20 protein-coding genes are annotated in these 17,827 nt (G+C 66.2%); 14 read left to right on the top strand and 6 right to left on the bottom strand.

Annotated elements, in window-relative coordinates; genetic code table 11:
• The first annotated feature begins 139 nt into the window (after positions 1-139).
• The 9 genes from MUK72_RS05975 (at position 140) to MUK72_RS05935 (ending at position 8,322) form a co-directional block, all read left to right on the top strand.
• On the top strand, positions 140-1,294 hold the full coding sequence (locus MUK72_RS05975; RefSeq protein ID WP_004055909.1) for an NAD(P)/FAD-dependent oxidoreductase: 1,155 nt from the start codon (positions 140-142) through the stop codon (positions 1,292-1,294).
• Between the two features lie 51 nt (positions 1,295-1,345).
• Positions 1,346-2,044 carry a competence/damage-inducible protein A gene (locus MUK72_RS05970; protein WP_244704793.1) on the top strand — a complete coding sequence of 233 codons (699 nt, stop codon included), beginning with the start codon at positions 1,346-1,348 and terminating at the stop codon, positions 2,042-2,044.
• A 185-nt stretch (positions 2,045-2,229) separates the two neighbouring features.
• Entirely contained in the window at positions 2,230-3,306 is a 1,077-nt protein-coding gene (locus MUK72_RS05965) for an ATP-NAD kinase family protein (RefSeq protein ID WP_244704791.1), read from the top strand.
• Between the two features lie 79 nt (positions 3,307-3,385).
• Entirely contained in the window at positions 3,386-4,420 is a 1,035-nt protein-coding gene (locus MUK72_RS05960) for a phosphate signaling complex PhoU family protein (RefSeq protein WP_004055906.1), read from the top strand.
• 41 nt (positions 4,421-4,461) lie between these two features.
• Positions 4,462-5,388 (top strand): PLP-dependent cysteine synthase family protein, encoded by a 927-nt coding sequence (locus MUK72_RS05955; RefSeq protein ID WP_244704789.1) that lies wholly within the window; start codon positions 4,462-4,464, stop codon positions 5,386-5,388.
• An 85-nt stretch (positions 5,389-5,473) separates the two neighbouring features.
• The gene (locus MUK72_RS05950; RefSeq protein ID WP_244704787.1) at positions 5,474-6,118 is read left to right on the top strand and encodes an SdpI family protein; all 645 of its coding nucleotides are present in this window, start codon (positions 5,474-5,476) and stop codon (positions 6,116-6,118) included.
• An 80-nt stretch (positions 6,119-6,198) separates the two neighbouring features.
• Positions 6,199-7,029, top strand: a complete 831-nt coding sequence (locus MUK72_RS05945) for an aldo/keto reductase (RefSeq protein ID WP_343750012.1) — start codon at positions 6,199-6,201, stop codon at positions 7,027-7,029.
• A gap of 63 nt (positions 7,030-7,092) precedes the next feature.
• The gene (locus tag MUK72_RS05940; protein WP_004055902.1) at positions 7,093-7,278 is read left to right on the top strand and encodes a DUF7333 family protein; all 186 of its coding nucleotides are present in this window, start codon (positions 7,093-7,095) and stop codon (positions 7,276-7,278) included.
• A gap of 72 nt (positions 7,279-7,350) precedes the next feature.
• Positions 7,351-8,322 (top strand): phosphoadenosine phosphosulfate reductase family protein, encoded by a 972-nt coding sequence (locus tag MUK72_RS05935; RefSeq protein WP_004055901.1) that lies wholly within the window; start codon positions 7,351-7,353, stop codon positions 8,320-8,322.
• 334 nt (positions 8,323-8,656) lie between these two features.
• Here MUK72_RS05935 and panB read toward each other — a convergent pair whose 3' ends face one another.
• The gene (gene panB / locus MUK72_RS05930; RefSeq protein ID WP_244704785.1) at positions 8,657-9,466 is read right to left on the bottom strand and encodes a 3-methyl-2-oxobutanoate hydroxymethyltransferase; all 810 of its coding nucleotides are present in this window, start codon (positions 9,464-9,466) and stop codon (positions 8,657-8,659) included.
• 154 nt (positions 9,467-9,620) lie between these two features.
• Here panB and psmA point away from each other — a divergent pair, with 154 nt between their 5' ends.
• The 4 genes from psmA (at position 9,621) to MUK72_RS05910 (ending at position 12,501) form a co-directional block, all read left to right on the top strand.
• Positions 9,621-10,358, top strand: a complete 738-nt coding sequence (gene psmA, locus MUK72_RS05925; RefSeq protein ID WP_244704783.1) for an archaeal proteasome endopeptidase complex subunit alpha — start codon at positions 9,621-9,623, stop codon at positions 10,356-10,358.
• Positions 10,359-10,371: 13 nt separating this feature from the next.
• Positions 10,372-11,046 (top strand): Ntn hydrolase family protein, encoded by a 675-nt coding sequence (locus MUK72_RS05920; protein WP_244704781.1) that lies wholly within the window; start codon positions 10,372-10,374, stop codon positions 11,044-11,046.
• A gap of 79 nt (positions 11,047-11,125) precedes the next feature.
• Positions 11,126-12,160, top strand: coding sequence for an LLM class flavin-dependent oxidoreductase (locus tag MUK72_RS05915; RefSeq protein ID WP_244704779.1), 1,035 nt, complete (start codon positions 11,126-11,128; stop codon positions 12,158-12,160).
• Positions 12,161-12,264: 104 nt separating this feature from the next.
• Positions 12,265-12,501: a DUF5822 domain-containing protein gene (locus MUK72_RS05910; RefSeq protein WP_004055896.1), complete on the top strand. Its 237-nt coding sequence runs from the start codon at positions 12,265-12,267 to the stop codon at positions 12,499-12,501.
• On the opposite strand, the gene MUK72_RS05905 is transcribed toward MUK72_RS05910, so the two are convergent.
• From MUK72_RS05905 to MUK72_RS05890, 4 genes are all read right to left on the bottom strand, one after another.
• Positions 12,495-13,046, bottom strand: coding sequence for an HAD family hydrolase (locus tag MUK72_RS05905; RefSeq protein ID WP_244704777.1), 552 nt, complete (start codon positions 13,044-13,046; stop codon positions 12,495-12,497). The genes MUK72_RS05910 and MUK72_RS05905 overlap by 7 nt on opposite strands.
• 37 nt (positions 13,047-13,083) lie before the next feature.
• Positions 13,084-14,211: an acyl-CoA dehydrogenase family protein gene (locus tag MUK72_RS05900; RefSeq protein WP_244704775.1), complete on the bottom strand. Its 1,128-nt coding sequence runs from the start codon at positions 14,209-14,211 to the stop codon at positions 13,084-13,086.
• 55 nt (positions 14,212-14,266) lie between these two features.
• A complete protein-coding gene (locus MUK72_RS05895; RefSeq protein WP_244704773.1) occupies positions 14,267-14,779 on the bottom strand; it encodes a helix-turn-helix domain-containing protein in 513 nt (170 codons plus the stop codon).
• A 325-nt stretch (positions 14,780-15,104) separates the two neighbouring features.
• Positions 15,105-15,689 carry a riboflavin synthase gene (locus MUK72_RS05890; protein ID WP_244704771.1) on the bottom strand — a complete coding sequence of 195 codons (585 nt, stop codon included), beginning with the start codon at positions 15,687-15,689 and terminating at the stop codon, positions 15,105-15,107.
• Between the two features lie 82 nt (positions 15,690-15,771).
• Here MUK72_RS05890 and MUK72_RS05885 point away from each other — a divergent pair, with 82 nt between their 5' ends.
• The gene (locus tag MUK72_RS05885) at positions 15,772-17,598 is read left to right on the top strand and encodes a UvrD-helicase domain-containing protein (RefSeq protein WP_244704769.1); all 1,827 of its coding nucleotides are present in this window, start codon (positions 15,772-15,774) and stop codon (positions 17,596-17,598) included.
• Here the strand turns inward: MUK72_RS05885 and MUK72_RS05880 are convergent.
• The gene (locus MUK72_RS05880) at positions 17,595-17,825 is read right to left on the bottom strand and encodes a DUF7533 family protein (protein WP_244704767.1); all 231 of its coding nucleotides are present in this window, start codon (positions 17,823-17,825) and stop codon (positions 17,595-17,597) included. The genes MUK72_RS05885 and MUK72_RS05880 overlap by 4 nt on opposite strands.
• Between the last annotated feature and the right edge of the window lie 2 nt (positions 17,826-17,827).

Below are 17,827 nucleotides of genomic sequence, written 5' to 3'. Positions count from 1 at the left end.
CCACCGCTGGGTGCCACGACGATTAAAACCCCCGCAAGCGGGATGATACACTGTCGGACGGGACGCCGGCATATGACACCCATTCACCGTCGCATCGTGTTTCAAAGCCTTTGTAACGATCGACCGCGGAATTATGGGTATGACGGCAACCGTCGTCGTCCTCGGCGCTGGGTATGCCGGGGCCGGCGCGATACTGAGCCTCGAAGACGCCCTCGACGAGGAGACCGATCTCGTGTGGGTCTCCGACAACGATTACCATCTCGTTCTTCACGAGAGCCATCGCTGTATCCGTGATCCGAGCGTCCAACAGAACGTGACGATCCCCGTCGATTCGATCAAATCGCCCAGCACGCGCTTCATCCAGGGCGAAGTCACGGGTCTCGACTGCGACGACCAGGAGGTTTCCCTCGACGACGGGTCGACGGTTTCCTACGACTACGCGCTCGTCACGCTCGGCTCCCAGACCGCCTACTACGGCATCGAGGGGCTCGAAGAGCACTCGCTGACGCTCAAGGGCCTCGACGACGCCTTCGAGATCCACGATCAGGTCAAGGAGGCCGCTCGCGAGGCGACAGAGGACGATCCCGCACAGGTCGCCATCGGCGGGGCCGGGCTCTCCGGCATCCAGACCGCCGGCGAGGTCGCCGAGTTCCGCGACATGCATCACGCACCGATCGAGATCACGCTCGTCGAGGCGCTCGACGAGATCTTCCCGGGTAACGATCCCGAGCTCCAGGGGGCGCTCAGAAAGCGCCTGCTCGATCTCGACATCGAGATCGCGACCGGCGATCCGATCACTCAGGCCGAAGCGGGCGAGATCCACTTCGAATCCGGCGAGTCGCTCGCCCACGACGTGTTCGTCTGGACCGGTGGGATCACCGGTCAGGACGCGATGGGCGATGCGAGCCTCGACGACGAACACAACCGCGTCAACGCCGACGCAACCTTCGAGACGAGCGACGACCGCGTGTTCGCACTCGGCGACTCGGCGATCGTCGATCAGCCTGATGGACCGTGTCCGCCGACCGCACAGGCCGCCTGGCAGGCCGCCGAGGTCGCCGGCGAGAACGTCGCCCGTGCGCTCCACGGCCAGCCGCTGGCCGAGTGGACCCACGAGAGCAAGGGCACGGTCGTCTCGGTCGGCGACAAGGCCGTCGCCCACGACGTCGTCGGCGTTCCGATGAACACCTTCGGCGGGCCGGCGGCGGAGATCCTGAAGAAGGGGATCGCCACGCGCTGGATCCGCGACGTCGGCGGCACGCTGCGTGCGGCGCGCGCGTGGCCGAACATGTAGCTATCGGCGACTAACCGACTGTTTTTCACTGCGCGCCACCCAGCCTGCGGTATGCGCGTCGCGCTGGTTTCCGTCGGTGACGAACTGCTGGCCGGCGATACGGTCAACACCAACGCCTCGTGGCTCGGCACGCGCCTCACCGAGCGAGGGGCCGACGTCGAGCGCGCGGTCGTCGTTCCCGACGATATCGACGAGATCGCTGACACCATCGCCAGCCTCCACGACCGCTACGACGCCGTTCTCGTCACCGGCGGGCTCGGACCGACCCACGACGACATGACGATGGACGCCGTCGCACGGGCGTTCGACCGCGAACTCACAGAGAGCGACGAGGCCGTCGAGTGGCTCGAAGCGCACGGCGGGTACGAGCGTGACGACCTCGCGACCGGCACGACCGATCTCCCGAGCGGTGCGCGCGTGCTGCACAACGAGGAGGGTGTCGCGCCGGGCTGTGTCGTCGACGGGGTGTACGTGTTCCCGGGCGTGCCCGACGAGATGAAGGCGATGTTCGAGTCAGTTGCCGAGGAGTTCACGGGCACCGTCGAGGCCGTCGAGTTCGTCTACGCCGACGAGCCCGAAAGCGCGCTGCTCGACAGGATCGAGGGAGTGCGCGAGCGTTTCGACGTGAGCGTGGGGAGCTATCCCGGCGAACACGTCCGTCTGAAGGTCCAGAGCGCGAGTCAGGAAGAGGTCACGGCGGCGGCCGACTGGCTCGCCGAGCACGTCACGCTCGTCGAGGATCAGCGGTAGAGATACGCCCACCACGCGGCGACGACGGCCAGGCTCGCGATCGTGACGAGTGCGCCGGCCCCGTTGATGATACCCGTCTGCACGCCTTCCTGAAGGAGCACCGCGTTCATGGCCGTGTTTCCGGCCCGCCCCCTATAGGTCGTTCGAGTCGGACGGCTTTTGCCGGTGACCCCACTGAAGACGGTATGCGACGTGTCGGCTTCGTGGTGAACCCGATCGCCGGAATGGGCGGTCGAGTCGGACTGAAGGGCACCGACGGCAAGGTCGAGGAGGCACGCGAGCGTGGGGCGGAACAGCGGGCTCCGGAACGCGCCCGCGAGGCGCTCGACGGACTGCTGGCCACCGATCCGGACGTCGAACTCCTCGTCGCCGGTGGCAAGATGGGTGAGACGGTCGCCACCGATGCCGGGTTCGAGCCGGACGTCCGTACCCAGTCGTCGGGAGAGACGAGCGCCGCGGACACGCGTGCTGCCGTCGCGGCGTTCGCCGACGCGGGCGTCGATCTCGTTCTCTTCGTCGGCGGCGACGGCACTGCGGTCGACGTCGCCGAGACGCTCGACGAGCACGACGACGAGATCCCGATGCTCGGCGTGCCCGCCGGCGTCAAGATCTATTCGTCAGTATTTGCGGTCTCGCCGCGCGCGGCCGGACGGATCGCGGCGAGCTTCGAGCGCACCGAAACCCGCGAGGTCAACGACATCGACGAGGAGGCCTACCGCGCGGGCGAGGTGACGAGTGAACTGAAGGGGCTCGCCGAGGTTCCCGTCGCCGAGGAGCTCCAGTCGAGCAAGCAGCTCTCGGGCGGGAGCGTCGAGACGCTCGCGGCGGGCGTCGCCGCCGACGTCGATACGGGCACGACCTACGTGCTCGGACCGGGGAGCACGCTCGGCGCGATCAAGCATGAACTCGGCTTCGACGGCAGCCCGCTCGGTGTCGACGTCTGGCAAGCGAATGAAGAAGGCGGCGAACTGCTCGTCCGCGACGGCAGCGCCGACGAGATCGAGGGGAATCTCGGCGAGCGGAACGTCGTGATGGTCTCGCCGATCGGCGGTCAGGGGTTCGTCTTCGGGCGGGGCAACCAGCAGCTCTCGCCGGCCGTGCTCCGGGCGTCCGAGATCGAGATCGTCGCCTCGCGGGCCAAACTCGACGATATCGGCGTATTGCGTGTCGACACCGGTGACAGGGAGCTCGACGAGGAGCTGCGAGGCTGGCAAAAGGTCAGGATCGGACGCGTCGAGCAGCGATTGCTGGAGATCGTGTAAGGGCGTATCGCTAGTACGCTCGGCGGGCTGTTTAGTGGGGTATGGTGAAGATTAAGGTGATTGAGGACACCATGACCGCATGGTCGAAACGCGAAAAGTCCAGCGGCTCGGTCCGTCGACGCTGGCGATGACGCTGCCCGCCGAGTGGGCGCGCTCACACGACGTCGAGAAGGGCGACGAGGTATCGCTGCGCGCCGGGGGAAAGGGGACGCTCACCGTGATGCCCGAATCCTCACAGACCGAGGAGTCGCGGGCGACGATCCACGCCGAGAACATGGACGCGGACGTGCTCGAACGCGCCATCGTCGCTCAGTACGTCCTCGGCCGGCGGGTCATCCACGTCGAGGTCGAGGAGGGAACGCTCGATTCGGCCCACATCAACGCCGTCTACAACGCCGAGACGCAGCTGATGGGGCTCGGCGTCATCGAGGAGACGCCCGAACGGATCGCCATCCGGTGTTCGGTCGATCCGGAGGACTTCACGCTCGACAACCTGCTCGAACGGCTCGAATCCACGGGGAGTACGATGCGCGACGAGGCGATGAAGGCGCTCGCGCTCGGCAACCCCGATTTCGCCGAGCGAGCGCTGAATCGCGAGCGCCAGGCGAACAAGATCTTCGTCCTCCTCCTGCGGCTGATCTTCACCGCCTACCAGAACCCGACGCTCGCGCGGGCGGTGGGGCTGGACGACGGCTTCCCGCTCATCGGCTACCGCTCGATCGCGAAAAACCTGGAGCTGACCGCCGACAACGCCGAGGACATCGCCACGATCGCGATGGAGTCGCCGGGCCACACGCTCGATATCGACGACGCGACGATGCGGCGCATCAGGGAGTTCACCGACGACGTCGACGAGATCTCCGAACTGGCGGTGCGAGCAGCCGTCGAACGCGACTTCGAACGCACCGTCGAAGTGCGCGAACGGTTCGCCGAGCTCAACGATCGCGAGAGCGATATCCTGGACGACCTGCCACAGATGGGCAACGAGGCATTACTGCGCGTGCGCGAGGTGCTCGTCAGCCTCGCCAAGACCGCCGAGTACGCCGTCCGCAACGCCGAGATCGTCACCAACCTCGCGCTCGACGAGGAATCGATCCACACGACGATCGAGTAGTCCCGTCACCGGTTTAGGCTCCCGCATCGTATCGCGGGCCGATGGACGACAGCGTTCTCGACGCCATCGGATCGCCGCTGGTGGCCGTCGCCGCGCCGGCCGGCGCGACCGTCGCCGCGAAGATCGAATCGAAGAACCCGGGCGGGTCGGCGAAGGACCGCCCGGCACTGGCGATGGTCGCGGCCGCCGAGGAAGAGGATCTATTGGAACCCGGCGACCGCATGGTCGAGCCGACGAGCGGCAACACGGGCATCGGGCTCGCGGTCGTCGCGGCGGCGAAAGGCTACGATCTCACGGTCGTGATGCCGGCCTCGAAATCCGAGGAGCGGCGCAACCTCATGCGCGCCTACGGCGCGGACGTCGACCTCGTCGACGGGGAGATGGAGGAAGCGAGGGAACGCGCCGACGAACTCGAAGCCGAGGGAATGGTCCAGCTCCGCCAGTTCGAGAACCCCGCCAACGCGCGCGCCCACTACGAGACGACCGCCGAGGAGATCCTCGACCAGATCGAGGGGCGCACCGTGGACGCGCTCGTCGCCGGGGTCGGCACCGGCGGGACGATCACTGGTATCGGCAGCCGACTGCGCGAGGAGTTTCCCGAGATGGAGGTCGTCGCGGTCGAACCCGACACCAACGCCGTGCTCTCGACCGGCGAGGCCGGCGTCGACGAGTTCGAGGGGATGGGGCCGGGGTTCGTGAGCGAAGTTCTCGACACCGACCTGCTGGATTCGGTCGAGACGGTCGCCCTCGACGCCGCCGAAGACGAATGCCGACGGCTTGCCCGCGAGGAGGGGGTTCTGGTGGGCCAGTCGAGCGGCGCGTCGAACCTCGCCGCCCGCCGGGTCGCCGAGCGCCTCGCCGACGACGGCAGCGCGACCGACGGCACGGATACCACCGACGATCCGCTCGTCATCACCGTCTTCTGGGACAGCGGCGAGCGCTACATGTCGACCGGCATGTTCGACTGATCCGCGGCGACAGGCGCACCGCGGCCGCCGGACAGTCACCGAAACGGACCCAAAACTTACGACACGTTCGCTCGTAGAATACGTCATGCGGTACCGTCGTCCACGTGCTCTGGGTATCGCGGCCATCGCGCTCGCCGGGATCGCCAGCGCCGTCGTCTACCCGGACCTGCCGGCCCAACTGGCGACCAACTGGGGTCTCGACGGGGGCGTCAACGGCACGATGACCCGTCCGTTGGGTGCGTTTTTCCTGCCGGCGCTCGCTGCTGGCGTCTATCTCTTCATGCTCATCTCGCCACGGTTCGACCCGCGAAAGCGAAACATCGAGGCGTTCCGCGGCATCTACGAGTGGTTCGCCGCCGGGATGATGTGGTTTCTGGGCTACGTTCACGCGCTCGTGCTGCTCTGGAACCTCGGCGTTCGACCGCCGATCGGGGCCGCGCTCGCGCCGGCGATCGGAGCCGTTCTCTACGGGGCCGGGCTGCTCGTCGAACGCGCCGAGCCGAACTGGATCGCCGGGATCCGGACGCCGTGGACGCTCGACGACGATGTCGTGTGGGAGCGAACGAACCGCCGGGCGGCGCTCGCGCTGAAAATCGCCGGGATCGCCGCGCTCGGCGGCCTCCTCGTCCCCGACGCCGCCATCGCGTTCGTCGTCGTCCCGGCGCTGCTCGCCGTCGCGTACGTCACCGTCTACTCCTACGTCGTGTACCGACGCCGCGGAACGACGTGATCGTTCGCGCTCCAGCGTGGGATCGTCCGATTCGCCGCTTCCCAAACGGCTTTTCGGTTGTCGGTCCTTCGAATGAGTGCATGTCTTCAGAGCAGTTCAGTCCCGACAGCGTCGAGCGTGCGAAGGGGATGCCGATGCTCGGGTTCGGAACCTGGGAGAACGAGGACCCCGAACAGTGTACCGAGAGCGTCCGCACGGCGCTCGACACGGGCTACCGACACGTCGACACCGCACAGGCCTACGGCAACGAGGAGAGCGTCGGCGAGGGGATCGAGCGAGCGGACGTCCCGCGCGAGGACGTCTTCCTCGCCACCAAGGTCTGGATCTCGAATCTGGGCTACGACGACGTGATCCACTCCACGACCGAGAGCCTCGACGATCTCGGGGTGAACTCGCTCGATCTGCTCTACACCCACTGGCCGTCCGGCGAGTACGATCCCGAGGACACGCTATCGGCGTTCGCCGAACTGAAGGATCGCGGCGCGATCGATCACATCGGCGTCTCCAACTTCGAACTCGACCATCTCGACACCGCCCGTGAGGTGCTCGACGAGCCGCTCTTCGCCGAACAGGCCGAATGCCATCCCCTTCTGCCCCAGGACGAACTCCGGGGATACTGTGACGACCACGACATCGAGTTCGTCGCCTACTCGCCGCTCGCGCGCGGGAAGGTCTTCGAGATCGACGAACTCGGCGAGATCGCCGAGAAACACGACGTCAGCGAGGCACAGGTCAGCCTCGCATGGCTCCGCGAGAAAGACGTGACCGTGATCCCGAAGGCGACGAGCGCCGATCACATCGAGGACAACTGGGCGTCGCTCGGCGTCGACCTCGACGACGAGGACATCGCAAAGATCGACGCCATCGACGAACGCGAGCGGCAGGTCGATCCCGACTTCGCACCCTGGTGAGAACCGGTCGCGGCGACTGAACGGTTTGCCAACCCTTATTCTCACAGCACTCCGAGAATCGATATGGAGTTCGACCTCGGAAAGACGGTCGGGGCGTTCGTGGTGCTGTTCGCCATCATCGCCATCGGCACGTTCATGAGCCCGATGGCAACGAGCACCGTGATGATGGTGCTCGGTGGCCTGCTCGTCTTCGGCGTACTGACGCTGTTCATCGGCATCCAGCACGGCGAGTACCGCGCGCTGCGCTAAGTATGCGATAGCACACCACCCCGACGCGAAGCCACAAACGCTTTTACTGTCCTAATTATATCTCATTACGAGATGCCACAGGACTTTCCCGACTACCTCGACGTCGACTACACCGACGGCGAGGGCGAAGACCCCGAGGACTACCCGAGCATCGAAGACAAGATCGAGAAGGCGATCCAGGTCACGAAGACGGGGCTCGAACAGTACGACAACCCCGCAGTGATGTGGACCGGCGGCAAGGACTCGACGCTCACGCTCTACTTCATCAAGGAGGTCGCCGAGCGCTTCGATCTCGACGTCCCGCCCGCGATCTTCATCGATCACTACCAGCACTTCGACGAGATCCACGACTTCGTCGACAAATGGGCCGACGAGTGGGATCTCGAGGTGCGCTACGCGCGAAACGAGGACGTCGGCAACTACGTCGACGAGCACGGGCTCGAACCGGGCGACGACATCGAGATTTCAGAGCTCTCCGAGCACAACCGCCATCACGTCCGCGAGATCCTCGAATACGAAGAAGAAACGTTCGACTTCCTGCTCGACACCTACGTCGGCAACCACCTCCTGAAAACGGTCGCGCTCAACGACGCCCTCAAAGAGTACGACGTCGACGGCGTCATCTCGGGCGTGCGCTGGGACGAACAGGAGGCCCGCGCCGACGAGACCTTCTTCAGCCCGCGTCACGACCCCGAAATCTACCCACCCCACGACCGCATTCAGCCGATCCTGCAGTTCGAGGAACGCGACGTCTGGGACGCCTTCTGGAACTTCGCGGTGCCCGAGACGGTCGCCGAGTACCCCGACGAGGGCTACGTCCCCCAGAGCGCCGACGATCTCCCGAACGGCCTCACGAACGAGGACATCCCGATCAGCCCGAAGTACTTCGCCGGCTTCCGCTCACTCGGCAGCGAAGTCAGCACCGAAAAGGCAGACGAGGAGCCCGCCTGGCTCCAGGACCTCGAAGGCACGACCGAGCGCGCCGGCCGCGCCCAGGACAAAGAAGACCTGATGGAGCGCCTGCGCGATCTCGGCTACATGTAGGACCTTTTTTGACCTCGGGTCCGCTTCGCGGACCACTCGGCCAAAAAATCTCCACCAAAAAAGACCGCTCGCGCCTGACGGCGCTCGCGGTGTTCTCGTGAACGACCGCAGGGAGTGAACGAGAGCCAGAGAGGCGCGAAGCGTCTCTCGTGAACCGCTCTCACTCCGTTCGCGCGGACGCTATCGTTCTCCGCTTCCCGCACCCGCACAGTACCGCAGAAGCCCTCGCGCTCCCTTCGGTCGCGCTCGCCCTTCATCCACCAGGACATCAGGGGACCGCTCCGCAACCGCCCCGCCGCCGCCCAGCGGCCGCACGGCCGCTCCGCCAGCCGCCTCAGTAGAGATCGTCGAGATCCGATTCGACGTGGCTGTGCTCGTCGGCCGGAAACTCCTCGTCTTCGACAGCATCGACGTAGTCCGAGATCGCGTTCTCCATCTCGCCGCGGAGATCACCGAACGATTCGGCAAACGGCGGGATGCGCTCGCCGAGGCCGAGCACGTCGTTGGCGACGAGCACCTGGCCGTCACAGTTTTTCCCTGCGCCGATGCCGATGGTGGGGATCGAGAGATCGTCGGTGATCTGGGCGGCGAGGTTCGCCGGCACGTGTTCGAGCACGAGCGCGAACGCACCGGCCTCCTCGTGGGCGACGGCGAGGTCGGCGATCTCGCTGGCGGCCTCCCGACTGGTCCCCTGTCGTGCGTAGCCCAGTTGATTGACCTTCTGTGGCGTGAGTCCGAGATGGGCCATCACCGGGATGCCGAGTTCGGCGAGGCGTTCGGTGAGCTCGATCGTGTGCGATCCGCTTTCGAGTTTGACGGCGTGTGCGCCCGCCTCCTTCAGCATCTTTCCGGCGTTGTGGAGGCTCTCGGCCTCGTCGACGCCGAAACTGAGGAACGGCATGTCGGCGATCACGAGCGTCTCGTCGGTCGCGCGCGCGACCGCGCCGGTCCGGCTGGCGACCTCGTCGACCGTGACCGGGAGCGTCGAATCGTAGCCCAGCGCCGCGTTGCCCATGCTGTCGCCGACGAGGATCGCGTCGATCCCCGCCCGCTCGCAGGCCGCCGCCGTCGGCGCGTCGTAGGCGGTCAACATCGTCAGCGGCGTCTCGCCGTCGGCACGGAACTCACCGACCGTGGTTGGCATGGGCGACCCTCACACGCGACGGGAGTAAACGGCTCCGACTCCATGCTATGACCACGCAGCGCAAAATGGCGCCATAAGATATGCGGCGAAACCAAACCCTATATATAAAAGAAGTCCTAACTTCGGGTGAATTCGAACGGAGACGTCTCACGCTATGCAAGGACAAAACCAACAGCAAGCCTACGATCGCGGTACCACTATCTTCTCGCCCGACGGCCGGCTCTATCAGGTGGAGTACGCCCGCGAGGCGGTCGAGCGGGGAAGCACGAGTCTCGGCGTCCGGACCGCCGACGGCGTCGTTCTCGTCGCCGAACAGCGGGTCCGATCGCCGCTGATGGAGGGATCGAGCATCGAGAAACTCCACAAGGTCGACGACCACATCGCCGTCGGCTCGGCCGGGCACGTCGCCGATGCGCGACAGTTGGTCGACTTCGCCCGCGAGCAGGCACAGGTCGAGCGACTGCGCTATGGCGAACCGATCGGCGTCGAAACGCTCGCCGGGGAACTCACCGACCACATCCAGGAGTACACCCAGACCGGCGGTGCGCGACCGTTCGGCGTCGCGCTGCTCGTCGCCGGCATCGAGGACGGCGAGCCGCGACTGTTCGAGACCGACCCGTCCGGCACCGCGACCGGCTGGTCGGCAAGCGCCGTCGGTGCCGACCGCGACGCGATTCTCGATGACCTCGAAACGAACTATCGGCCGGACGCGGACCTCGACGGCGGCATCCAGATCGCGCTCCAAGCGCTCGCGTCCGTGCGGGACGCGTTCGAGCCGAGCGAGGTGGCGATATCGACGATCGACACCGAGACCGAACAGTACCGGACGCTCGACGACGACGAGATCGAAGCACAGCTCGACGAGATCGATTTCGAAGCCGACGATGAGTAAGGACAGTCACCGTATGGGCGGACGCAACAGCGAAGCGCGCGCCACCACGCCCGAGTTCGGTGGTGGATCGGGAGGCGACGGAACGACGGAGTTGAAAACGGGAACGACGACCGTCGGTCTCACGGCTGCGGAGGGCGTCGTGCTCGCCGCGGATATGCGCGCGAGCGCCGGGAACATGGTTGCGAGCAAGAACGCCCGAAAGATCCTCCAGATTCACTCGTCGGCCGCACTCACCATCTCCGGGAGCGTGAGCGCGGCCCAGTCGCTAGTTGAATCGCTGCGTGCGGAGGTCCGTCTCTACGAGACCCGCCGCGATACGACGATGAGTCTGAACGCGCTCGCGAACGTCACCGCGAACCGCCTGCGGAGCGGGAACTTCCAGATCGTCCAGCCGGTGCTCGGCGGCGTCGACGACGAGGGCACTCACATCTACAGCATCGGCCCCGGCGGGAGCGTCATGGAGGAGACGTACGCCGCGAGCGGGTCGGGCTCGCCGTTCGCGCTCGGCGTCCTCGAAGGGGAGTACGACGAGGGCGCGAGCGTCGACGATGCCCGAACCACCGCGGCCCGAGCGGTCCAGAGCGCGACCGAACGCGACACCGCCAGCGGCAACGGCCTCTCGCTCGCGACGATCACCGAGGAGGGCGTCGATATCGACAGCTACGATCGCGTCGAGAACGCCCTGTGACCGACTCGTCGTCAACGGTAGCGGATCTCGTCGCAGCGCTCGAAGCAATCGACTGTTGATGCAGGAGTGACCACGACAGATGGATCTCTCGATCGTCGATCTCGTACCGATTCCGGAGAACGGCACGGCGACCGAAGCGTTCGAGAACGCCGTCGAGCGCGCCCAGCACGCGGAAGAATGCGGCTACTCGCGCTACTGGGTGGCCGAACATCACGATTTCCCCAAGCGGCTCGCCAGCAGCACACCGGAGGTGCTCATCCCACACATCGCCGCGAAAACCGACGACATTCGAGTGGGGTCCGGTACTGTGCTGCTCAACCACTACAGCCCGTACAAGGTGGCCGAATCGTTCGGCGTGCTCGATGCGCTCGCACCCGACCGCATCGACGTGGGGCTCGGGCGCGCGACAGGCGGTCCAGTCAGTAACCTCGCATTGCAGGAAGATCGGAGCGAACAACACCGAAGCGACGACCACGCCGAGAAGATCGACGAGGTCGCGTCCCACCTCTACGACGGGTTCGACGACGATCACCCGTTCGACGATCTGAGCCTCGCCCGCTCGCGCGACAGCGTTCCGGAGGTATGGGTGCTCGGGGCGAGCCCGTCGAGCGCCGCGATCGCGGGCGAACTGGGACTACCCTACTGCTTCGCGGCATTTCTCAGACCCGGCCCCGCCGTCGAGGCGTTCGAGACCTACCACGACCGGTTCCAGCCCTCGTCGTACGGGGCCGGGCCGGAGCACTCGAAGGGAGCGATCGCGGTCAACGTCACCTGTGCCGAGACGGACGAGGAGGCGGCCCGGCGGCGTGCGACCGTCGAGGCGTCGCGGCAACGGATCCAGCGCGGCGCGATCAACGAGGACCCGATCCGGTCGGTCGACGAGGCGATCGAAGAGCTCGGCTACGTGCCCGACCCGACGCCGACCCCGCTCGAACCGGGCCAATGGCCCCGCCAGATTTCGGGGAGCCCGTCGACGGTCCGCGAGCTGCTGGAGACGATCACTGATCAGGTCGGCGTCGACGAGGTCGTGGTCCAGAACCAGATGGGCGATCACGAGAAGATGCTGGAAACACACGAACTGCTCGCCGACGCGGCCGATCTCACCCCGCGATAGCGGGCGATCGGTTCGATTCCGACAACCGGCGATCGCGCGTGTCACCACGCCGGCGGCCACGACCCGGCGAGAAAGGCTTATCGCCGTACGCGAGAACTCTCACCGTGCCCGAACCCGTCGAGACGAGCGATCCCGAGGGCGTCGACTACGGCTGGGTGATGCAGGTGACGTTCGTCCTCACGATCGTCGTCGGCGCGCCGATCGTCGCGCTGCTCTCGGCGGGCACCCCGCTCGACTCCTGGAACGCGCGCGTCTCCTTCGCCGTCCGGGTCGGTGCGGTCGTCTGGATCGTCGTCGCGCTCGGCGTCTACGGCTACGCGCGCCGGATGGACGATCAGTAGCTCGTCGGACCGTCGCCGACGTACGCAAACTGCGTGCCGGCTCGTTCGGCGGCCTCCTCGTCGCCGGCTGAATCACCCACGAACAGCGTCCGCTCGGGAGTTGCACCGAGCTCCTCGGCGGCAGCCAGCAGCGGTTCGGGCGCAGGCTTGCGCTCGGGAACCGAATCGCGACCGACGACGCTCCCCATCCGCTCGGCGAGGTCGTGTTTTTCGAGCGCGATATGGCAGGATTGCTCGCAGTTGAGCGAACAGATCCCGATCGGGAGTCGGGTCTCGATCTCGTCGGCGAACGGCAGCCGGCGCGCGTCGCGTGCACCGTCGCGTTCGGCCGCAGCGATGAGCGACTCGACTTCGCTCCCGACGCCCGCGTCCTCGGCAGCGTCGAGCATCGCCCAGGCGTCGAGGCCCGATGGATCGACGTCCGCATCGCGGAGCACCGCGGCGATCTCGCTCTCGACGGTCCGCCAGTCGACGGTGAGGCGTACGAGCGTGCCGTCGAGGTCGTAGACGACGGCGTCGACGTCGTCGGGGACGGTAACGGTCATACCGGAGCAAGAACAGGACGGGGGAAGTCGGCTTCGATCAGTCGAGCAGCTCGCGGGCGATGACGTTCTTCTGGATGTTGCTCGTGCCCTCGTAGATGGTGGTGATCTTCGCGTCACGGTAGAGGCGCTCGACGCCACCCTCGGTGGTGTAGCCGTAACCGCCGTGGATCTGGACCGCTTCGCTGGCCACGTCGACAGCGTTCTCGCTGGCGACGTATTTCGCCATGCTCGCGGCCTCGCGGTGCTCCTCGCCACGATCGGCGCGCCGGGCCGCATCCCGCGTCAGCAGCCGACCAGCTTGCGTCTTCGTCCGCATCTCGGCGAGCTTGTGGCGGATCGTCTGGATCTCGCCGATGGCGTCGCCGAACTGCTCGCGGTCCTGAGCGTAGGCAAGCGACTCGTCGAGAGCGTGCTGGGCGAGCCCCACCGCCTGCGAGGCGATGGCGATGCGCCCCCCGGTGAGGATCGACAGCGCCGCCGACAGTCCTCGTCCCTCCTCCGTCAGTCGGTTTTCGACCGGAATCCGCGCGTCGTCGAAGGTCAGGCTCGTCGTGTCGCTCGCGCGCAGGCCGAGTTTGTCCTCTGTGGGACCCACCTCCAGGCCCTCGGTATCCTTCGGCACGAGGAACTGCGTGATGCTTCGGTCGTCCTCGCGATCGGTCTTCGCGAAGAGGACGATCACCCCGGAGCGCTCGCCATTCGTGATCCACTGCTTGTCGCCGTTGATGACATAGGAATCCCCCTCGCGTCGTGCCTCGGTGCTCATCGCGGCGGGGTTCGAGCCGGCGTGGGGCTCCGAGAGCGCGAACGCGCCCACGGGGCGACCGTCGACCATCTCGGGCAGCCAGCGCTCGCGGTGGCGCTCGTCGCCGAACTCGGCGATACAGGAGGTGGCAAGACAGTGGACCGATAGCGCCGTCGCCACCGCCAACATTCCGCCGGCGAGCTCCTCGTTCACCAAACTATAGGTGAGCGAATCGGCGTCGAATCCCCCATAGGCCTCGGGCGTCGTCAACCCAGTCATATCGAGGTCGGCGAGACCGTCCCAGACGTCCTCCGGGAAGCGCTCCTCGCGATCGGCCCGCTCGGCCTCGGGCCTGATCTCCTCGCGAGCGAACTCCCGGACGGTGTCGCGGATGGCGCGCTGTTCGGCAGTGAGGTCCATACCATGCCACTAGCTCCGGGCGCGCAAAAATTACCCGTTCCGGAGACTCCTCGTCTCAGTCGTCGACGAGCACCACGTCGAGCCGCTCTTCGAGTGCCTCGACGAGCGAGCCGCCGACGCCGGCACGGGCAGCACGCCCCTCCTCGATCGCAGCGAGCTGTTTCGGATCGGCGTCGAGCTCGTCGGCCAGCGCCGCGATATCGAGGTTTGCCTCCTCGCGCGCGCTCCGTGCCCGATCGCCATACTCGGAGACGAGATACGGCAGCTGATCGCGGTCGTAGTTCGTCCCCTCGCGCTCCCAGTGGCTCGAATCGCCCGTGGTGGCATCCCCGAATTTCGCGACGTTGCTGGCCGCTCGCTGGCGATCGCCACGACCGCTGGAGCCGCCGTCACGGCCCCCGGTGTCTCGGCTCGACCGTCGATCCTGCTCGCCATGGGGGACGCAGTCGGGACAGAGATCGAGCTCGGCCCCGGAGACCATCGCCGTCGTCAGATCGTCGCTCGCGGTCCCGCAGAGCTCGCAGCTCCCGCCACCCCCGGACGCGTCGCCGGTGGAGTATTTGGGCATGCCCGCTCTTTCGCGCGTGGACGGTATAATGCTACGCCTCCACTTTTTTACGACTCGGATTCGCCTCCGGCGAACCACTCGTCGCAAAAACCTGGACTAAAAACATCCGCTCGCCCACTACGTTCGCTCGCGGCGAACCGCGCTCGCTGCACTCGCGCGGACACCACTACTTCCTGCACCAGCACCACAACAGCCCACATTCCTCCCCAACCGATTCGCTCACTCGCTGCGCTCGTTCGCTCATCCCTCGCGCAGTGTTCGCGCTCGGTGCTCGCGTTGCTCGCACACGAGCGCGAGCGCGCGCCGACCGCCGTTTTCAGCGGTATCAGCGATGTCCGTCGAGCAATCGTTCGACGTATTTCGCGATCACGTCGACTTCGATGTTCACGCCGTCGCCGGGTGCCAACTCGTTCATCGTCGTCAGCTCGTAGGTCGTCGGGATCACGGCCACCGAGAAGCGGTCCTCGTCGAGCTCGGCCACGGTGAGGCTGATTCCATCAACGGTGATCGACCCTTTTTCGACGACGTAGTGTGCGACATCGTCGGGCAGCGAGAACGTGAACTCCCAGTCCTCGCCGACCTGTTCGACGTCGATGAGTTCGGCGGTCGCATCGACGTGGCCCTGGACGAAGTGGCCGTCGAGGCGTCCGTCGGCGGCGAGCGGGCGTTCGAGATTGAGCGCGTCGCCCGACTCGATCGCCGAGAGCGTCGTCCGCGCGAGCGTCTCGGCCGAGCAGAACAGTTCGATGGTTTCGCCCGTCTCCTCGACGGTGAGACAGGTGCCGTCGACGGCGATCGAGTCGCCGTGTTCGAGCCCCGAGAGATCGGTCGCGACGTGGATGCGCCGCCCGCTCTCTGCCTCGTGCACGTCCCGTACCTCGCCCGTCGTCTCGACGATGCCGGTGAACATGGCGTTTCTACTTCCCGTCGTGGCATGAGTGTGGCGTTCGGGAGCCACGCCGCTTATAGTGGGCGAGTTCCTGTTGTGGCCAATGTCCACCGATTCGCACGTCACCCGGCTGTTCGGCGGGCCGGGCAGCGGGAAGACGACGGCGCTGCTCGATCGCGTCGAGGAGATCCTCGATCACCCCGGCGTGACCATCGACGACGTCCTGGTGGTATCGTACACCCGAGCGGCTGCCACCGAGATCCGCGAGCGTCTCGCCGAGCGCCTCGACGTGAGTCCGCGCTCGCTCAAGGGCAACGTCTCGACGATGCACGCGAAAGCGTACAGCCTGCTCGACCTTTCGAGCGGCGATGTCGTCGGCGAGACGGATAAAAAGGAGTTCTGCGAGTCCTACGGCCTCGATTTCGAGGACGAGTACGAGGGCTCGCGCCGCCGGAGCGCGCGCTCGACGACCATCGGTAACAAGATCATCGCCACGAGCCAGTGGCTCCAGCGCACCACCAAGGACGTCGCCGACTGGTACGACGTCCCCTTCCAGTGGAACGACGAGGAGGTGCGCCTCCCGCCGGAAATCGACGAGAACGCCCAGCAGGGCAACAAGTACACCCCGACGTGGCCGAGCGACGACGACCGCATCGACGTCCCCGAGGCGATCCGTGCGTGGCGAACACACAAGGGCGAGGCGGGCAAGGTCGGCTTCGCGGACATGCTCGAACGGGTCGAGCAGCGCTCGCTACTGCCAAGCGTCGACTACCTCGTCATCGACGAGTTTCAGGACATCACCACCCTCCAGTATTCGGTCTACGAGGAGTGGAAACCACACGTCGAGCGCGCGCTCATCGCCGGCGACGACGATCAGGTCGTCTACGCCTGGCAGGGCGCTGACCCACAGCTCCTGCTCGAAGAGGGTGGCGAGGACGTCATCCTCGATACCTCCTACCGACTCCCCTCGCGCGTGCTCAACGTCGTCAACCGGGAGATCCGCCACATCGAGAACCGTCAGGAGAAGAACCTCAGACCACGGATCGAGGGCGGGAGCGTCGAGGCCGTCGAGACGCCGTCGATGCTCGATCTCGTTCGCAACGTGCGTTCGACGGTCGAGAACACCGACGAGACGGCGATGATACTCTTCCGCGCGCGCTACCAGCTCTTCCAGTTCATGGACGAGTTCATCGGCGAGGGCATTCCCTTCCGCGCGCTCACCGACCAGCGGATGTGGACCGACCGACTGGCCGACTACGTCAACGCCGTCGAGAAATCCGCCGCCGGCGAATCGATCACGGGGCTCGAAGCCCGCCGACTCGCCGACATGCTCGCCGACACGGCGTTCGGGACGAACAACCGCGACGCGCTCTACGACGCGATCGACGAGCGACAGGAGGAAGCGGGTGTCGAGGATCTCACCGATCTCGTCATCGATCCCGATCTGGTCAAAGAACACGCACCGTTCATGCCCGGGCCGGCGTCGGCCGAGGACATGCTCAGAAAGACCTCGCAGTTCCAGAAGAAGTCGGTAAAGGCCTACTTCGCGGGCGATTACCAGGATGTCGAGCGTGATCGCGTTCGCGTCGGAACCATCCACTCGGCGAAGGGCCGCGAGGCCGATCACGTCTTCGTCGCGACGGATCTCACCGAGAAGGTCGTCGAGCAGATGGCCGCCTCGGTCGACGACACGGCGGGCGTGCCGGGCGGGGAGTTCGACAAGGGCACCGACCCGGTGCCGATGCTCACCGACAACGAGCGCCGCGTGTTCTACGTCGGGATGAGCCGCGCGCGCGAGCGACTCGTCCTCCTCGAAGACCTCGTGAGCGGCGCGCCGACGCTCCCGGTCGACGTGCTGCTCGACAACGAACCGAGCGGCGTCACGGTCGAGGACGTGCTCGCCGAAACCGAAGCGCCCGCTGCCGACTAGTTCTCATCGTCCTTCACGACCGCGTTCACGGTCTTTTCGGCTGCCGCCGTCGGCACGTCGTCGGGCGTCGTGACGTACTGTTTCAGCGCGACCATCAGGACGGCGACGACACAGAGCGCGATTCCGGTTGCTGTGCGCCCCGAAATGACGAGATTGACGCCGAGTAACGCGACCGGGAGCGCGAAGGCGAGCGTCACCACGAGGCCGAGCGTGTTGAGGATGCCCACGT

It is taken from the genome of Halococcus dombrowskii (genome assembly GCF_022870485.1).
Classification (GTDB): Archaea; Halobacteriota; Halobacteria; order Halobacteriales; family Halococcaceae; genus Halococcus; species Halococcus morrhuae.
Note: the sequence above shows the minus strand (reverse complement) of the source record. Positions and strands in the feature narration are given on the sequence as shown.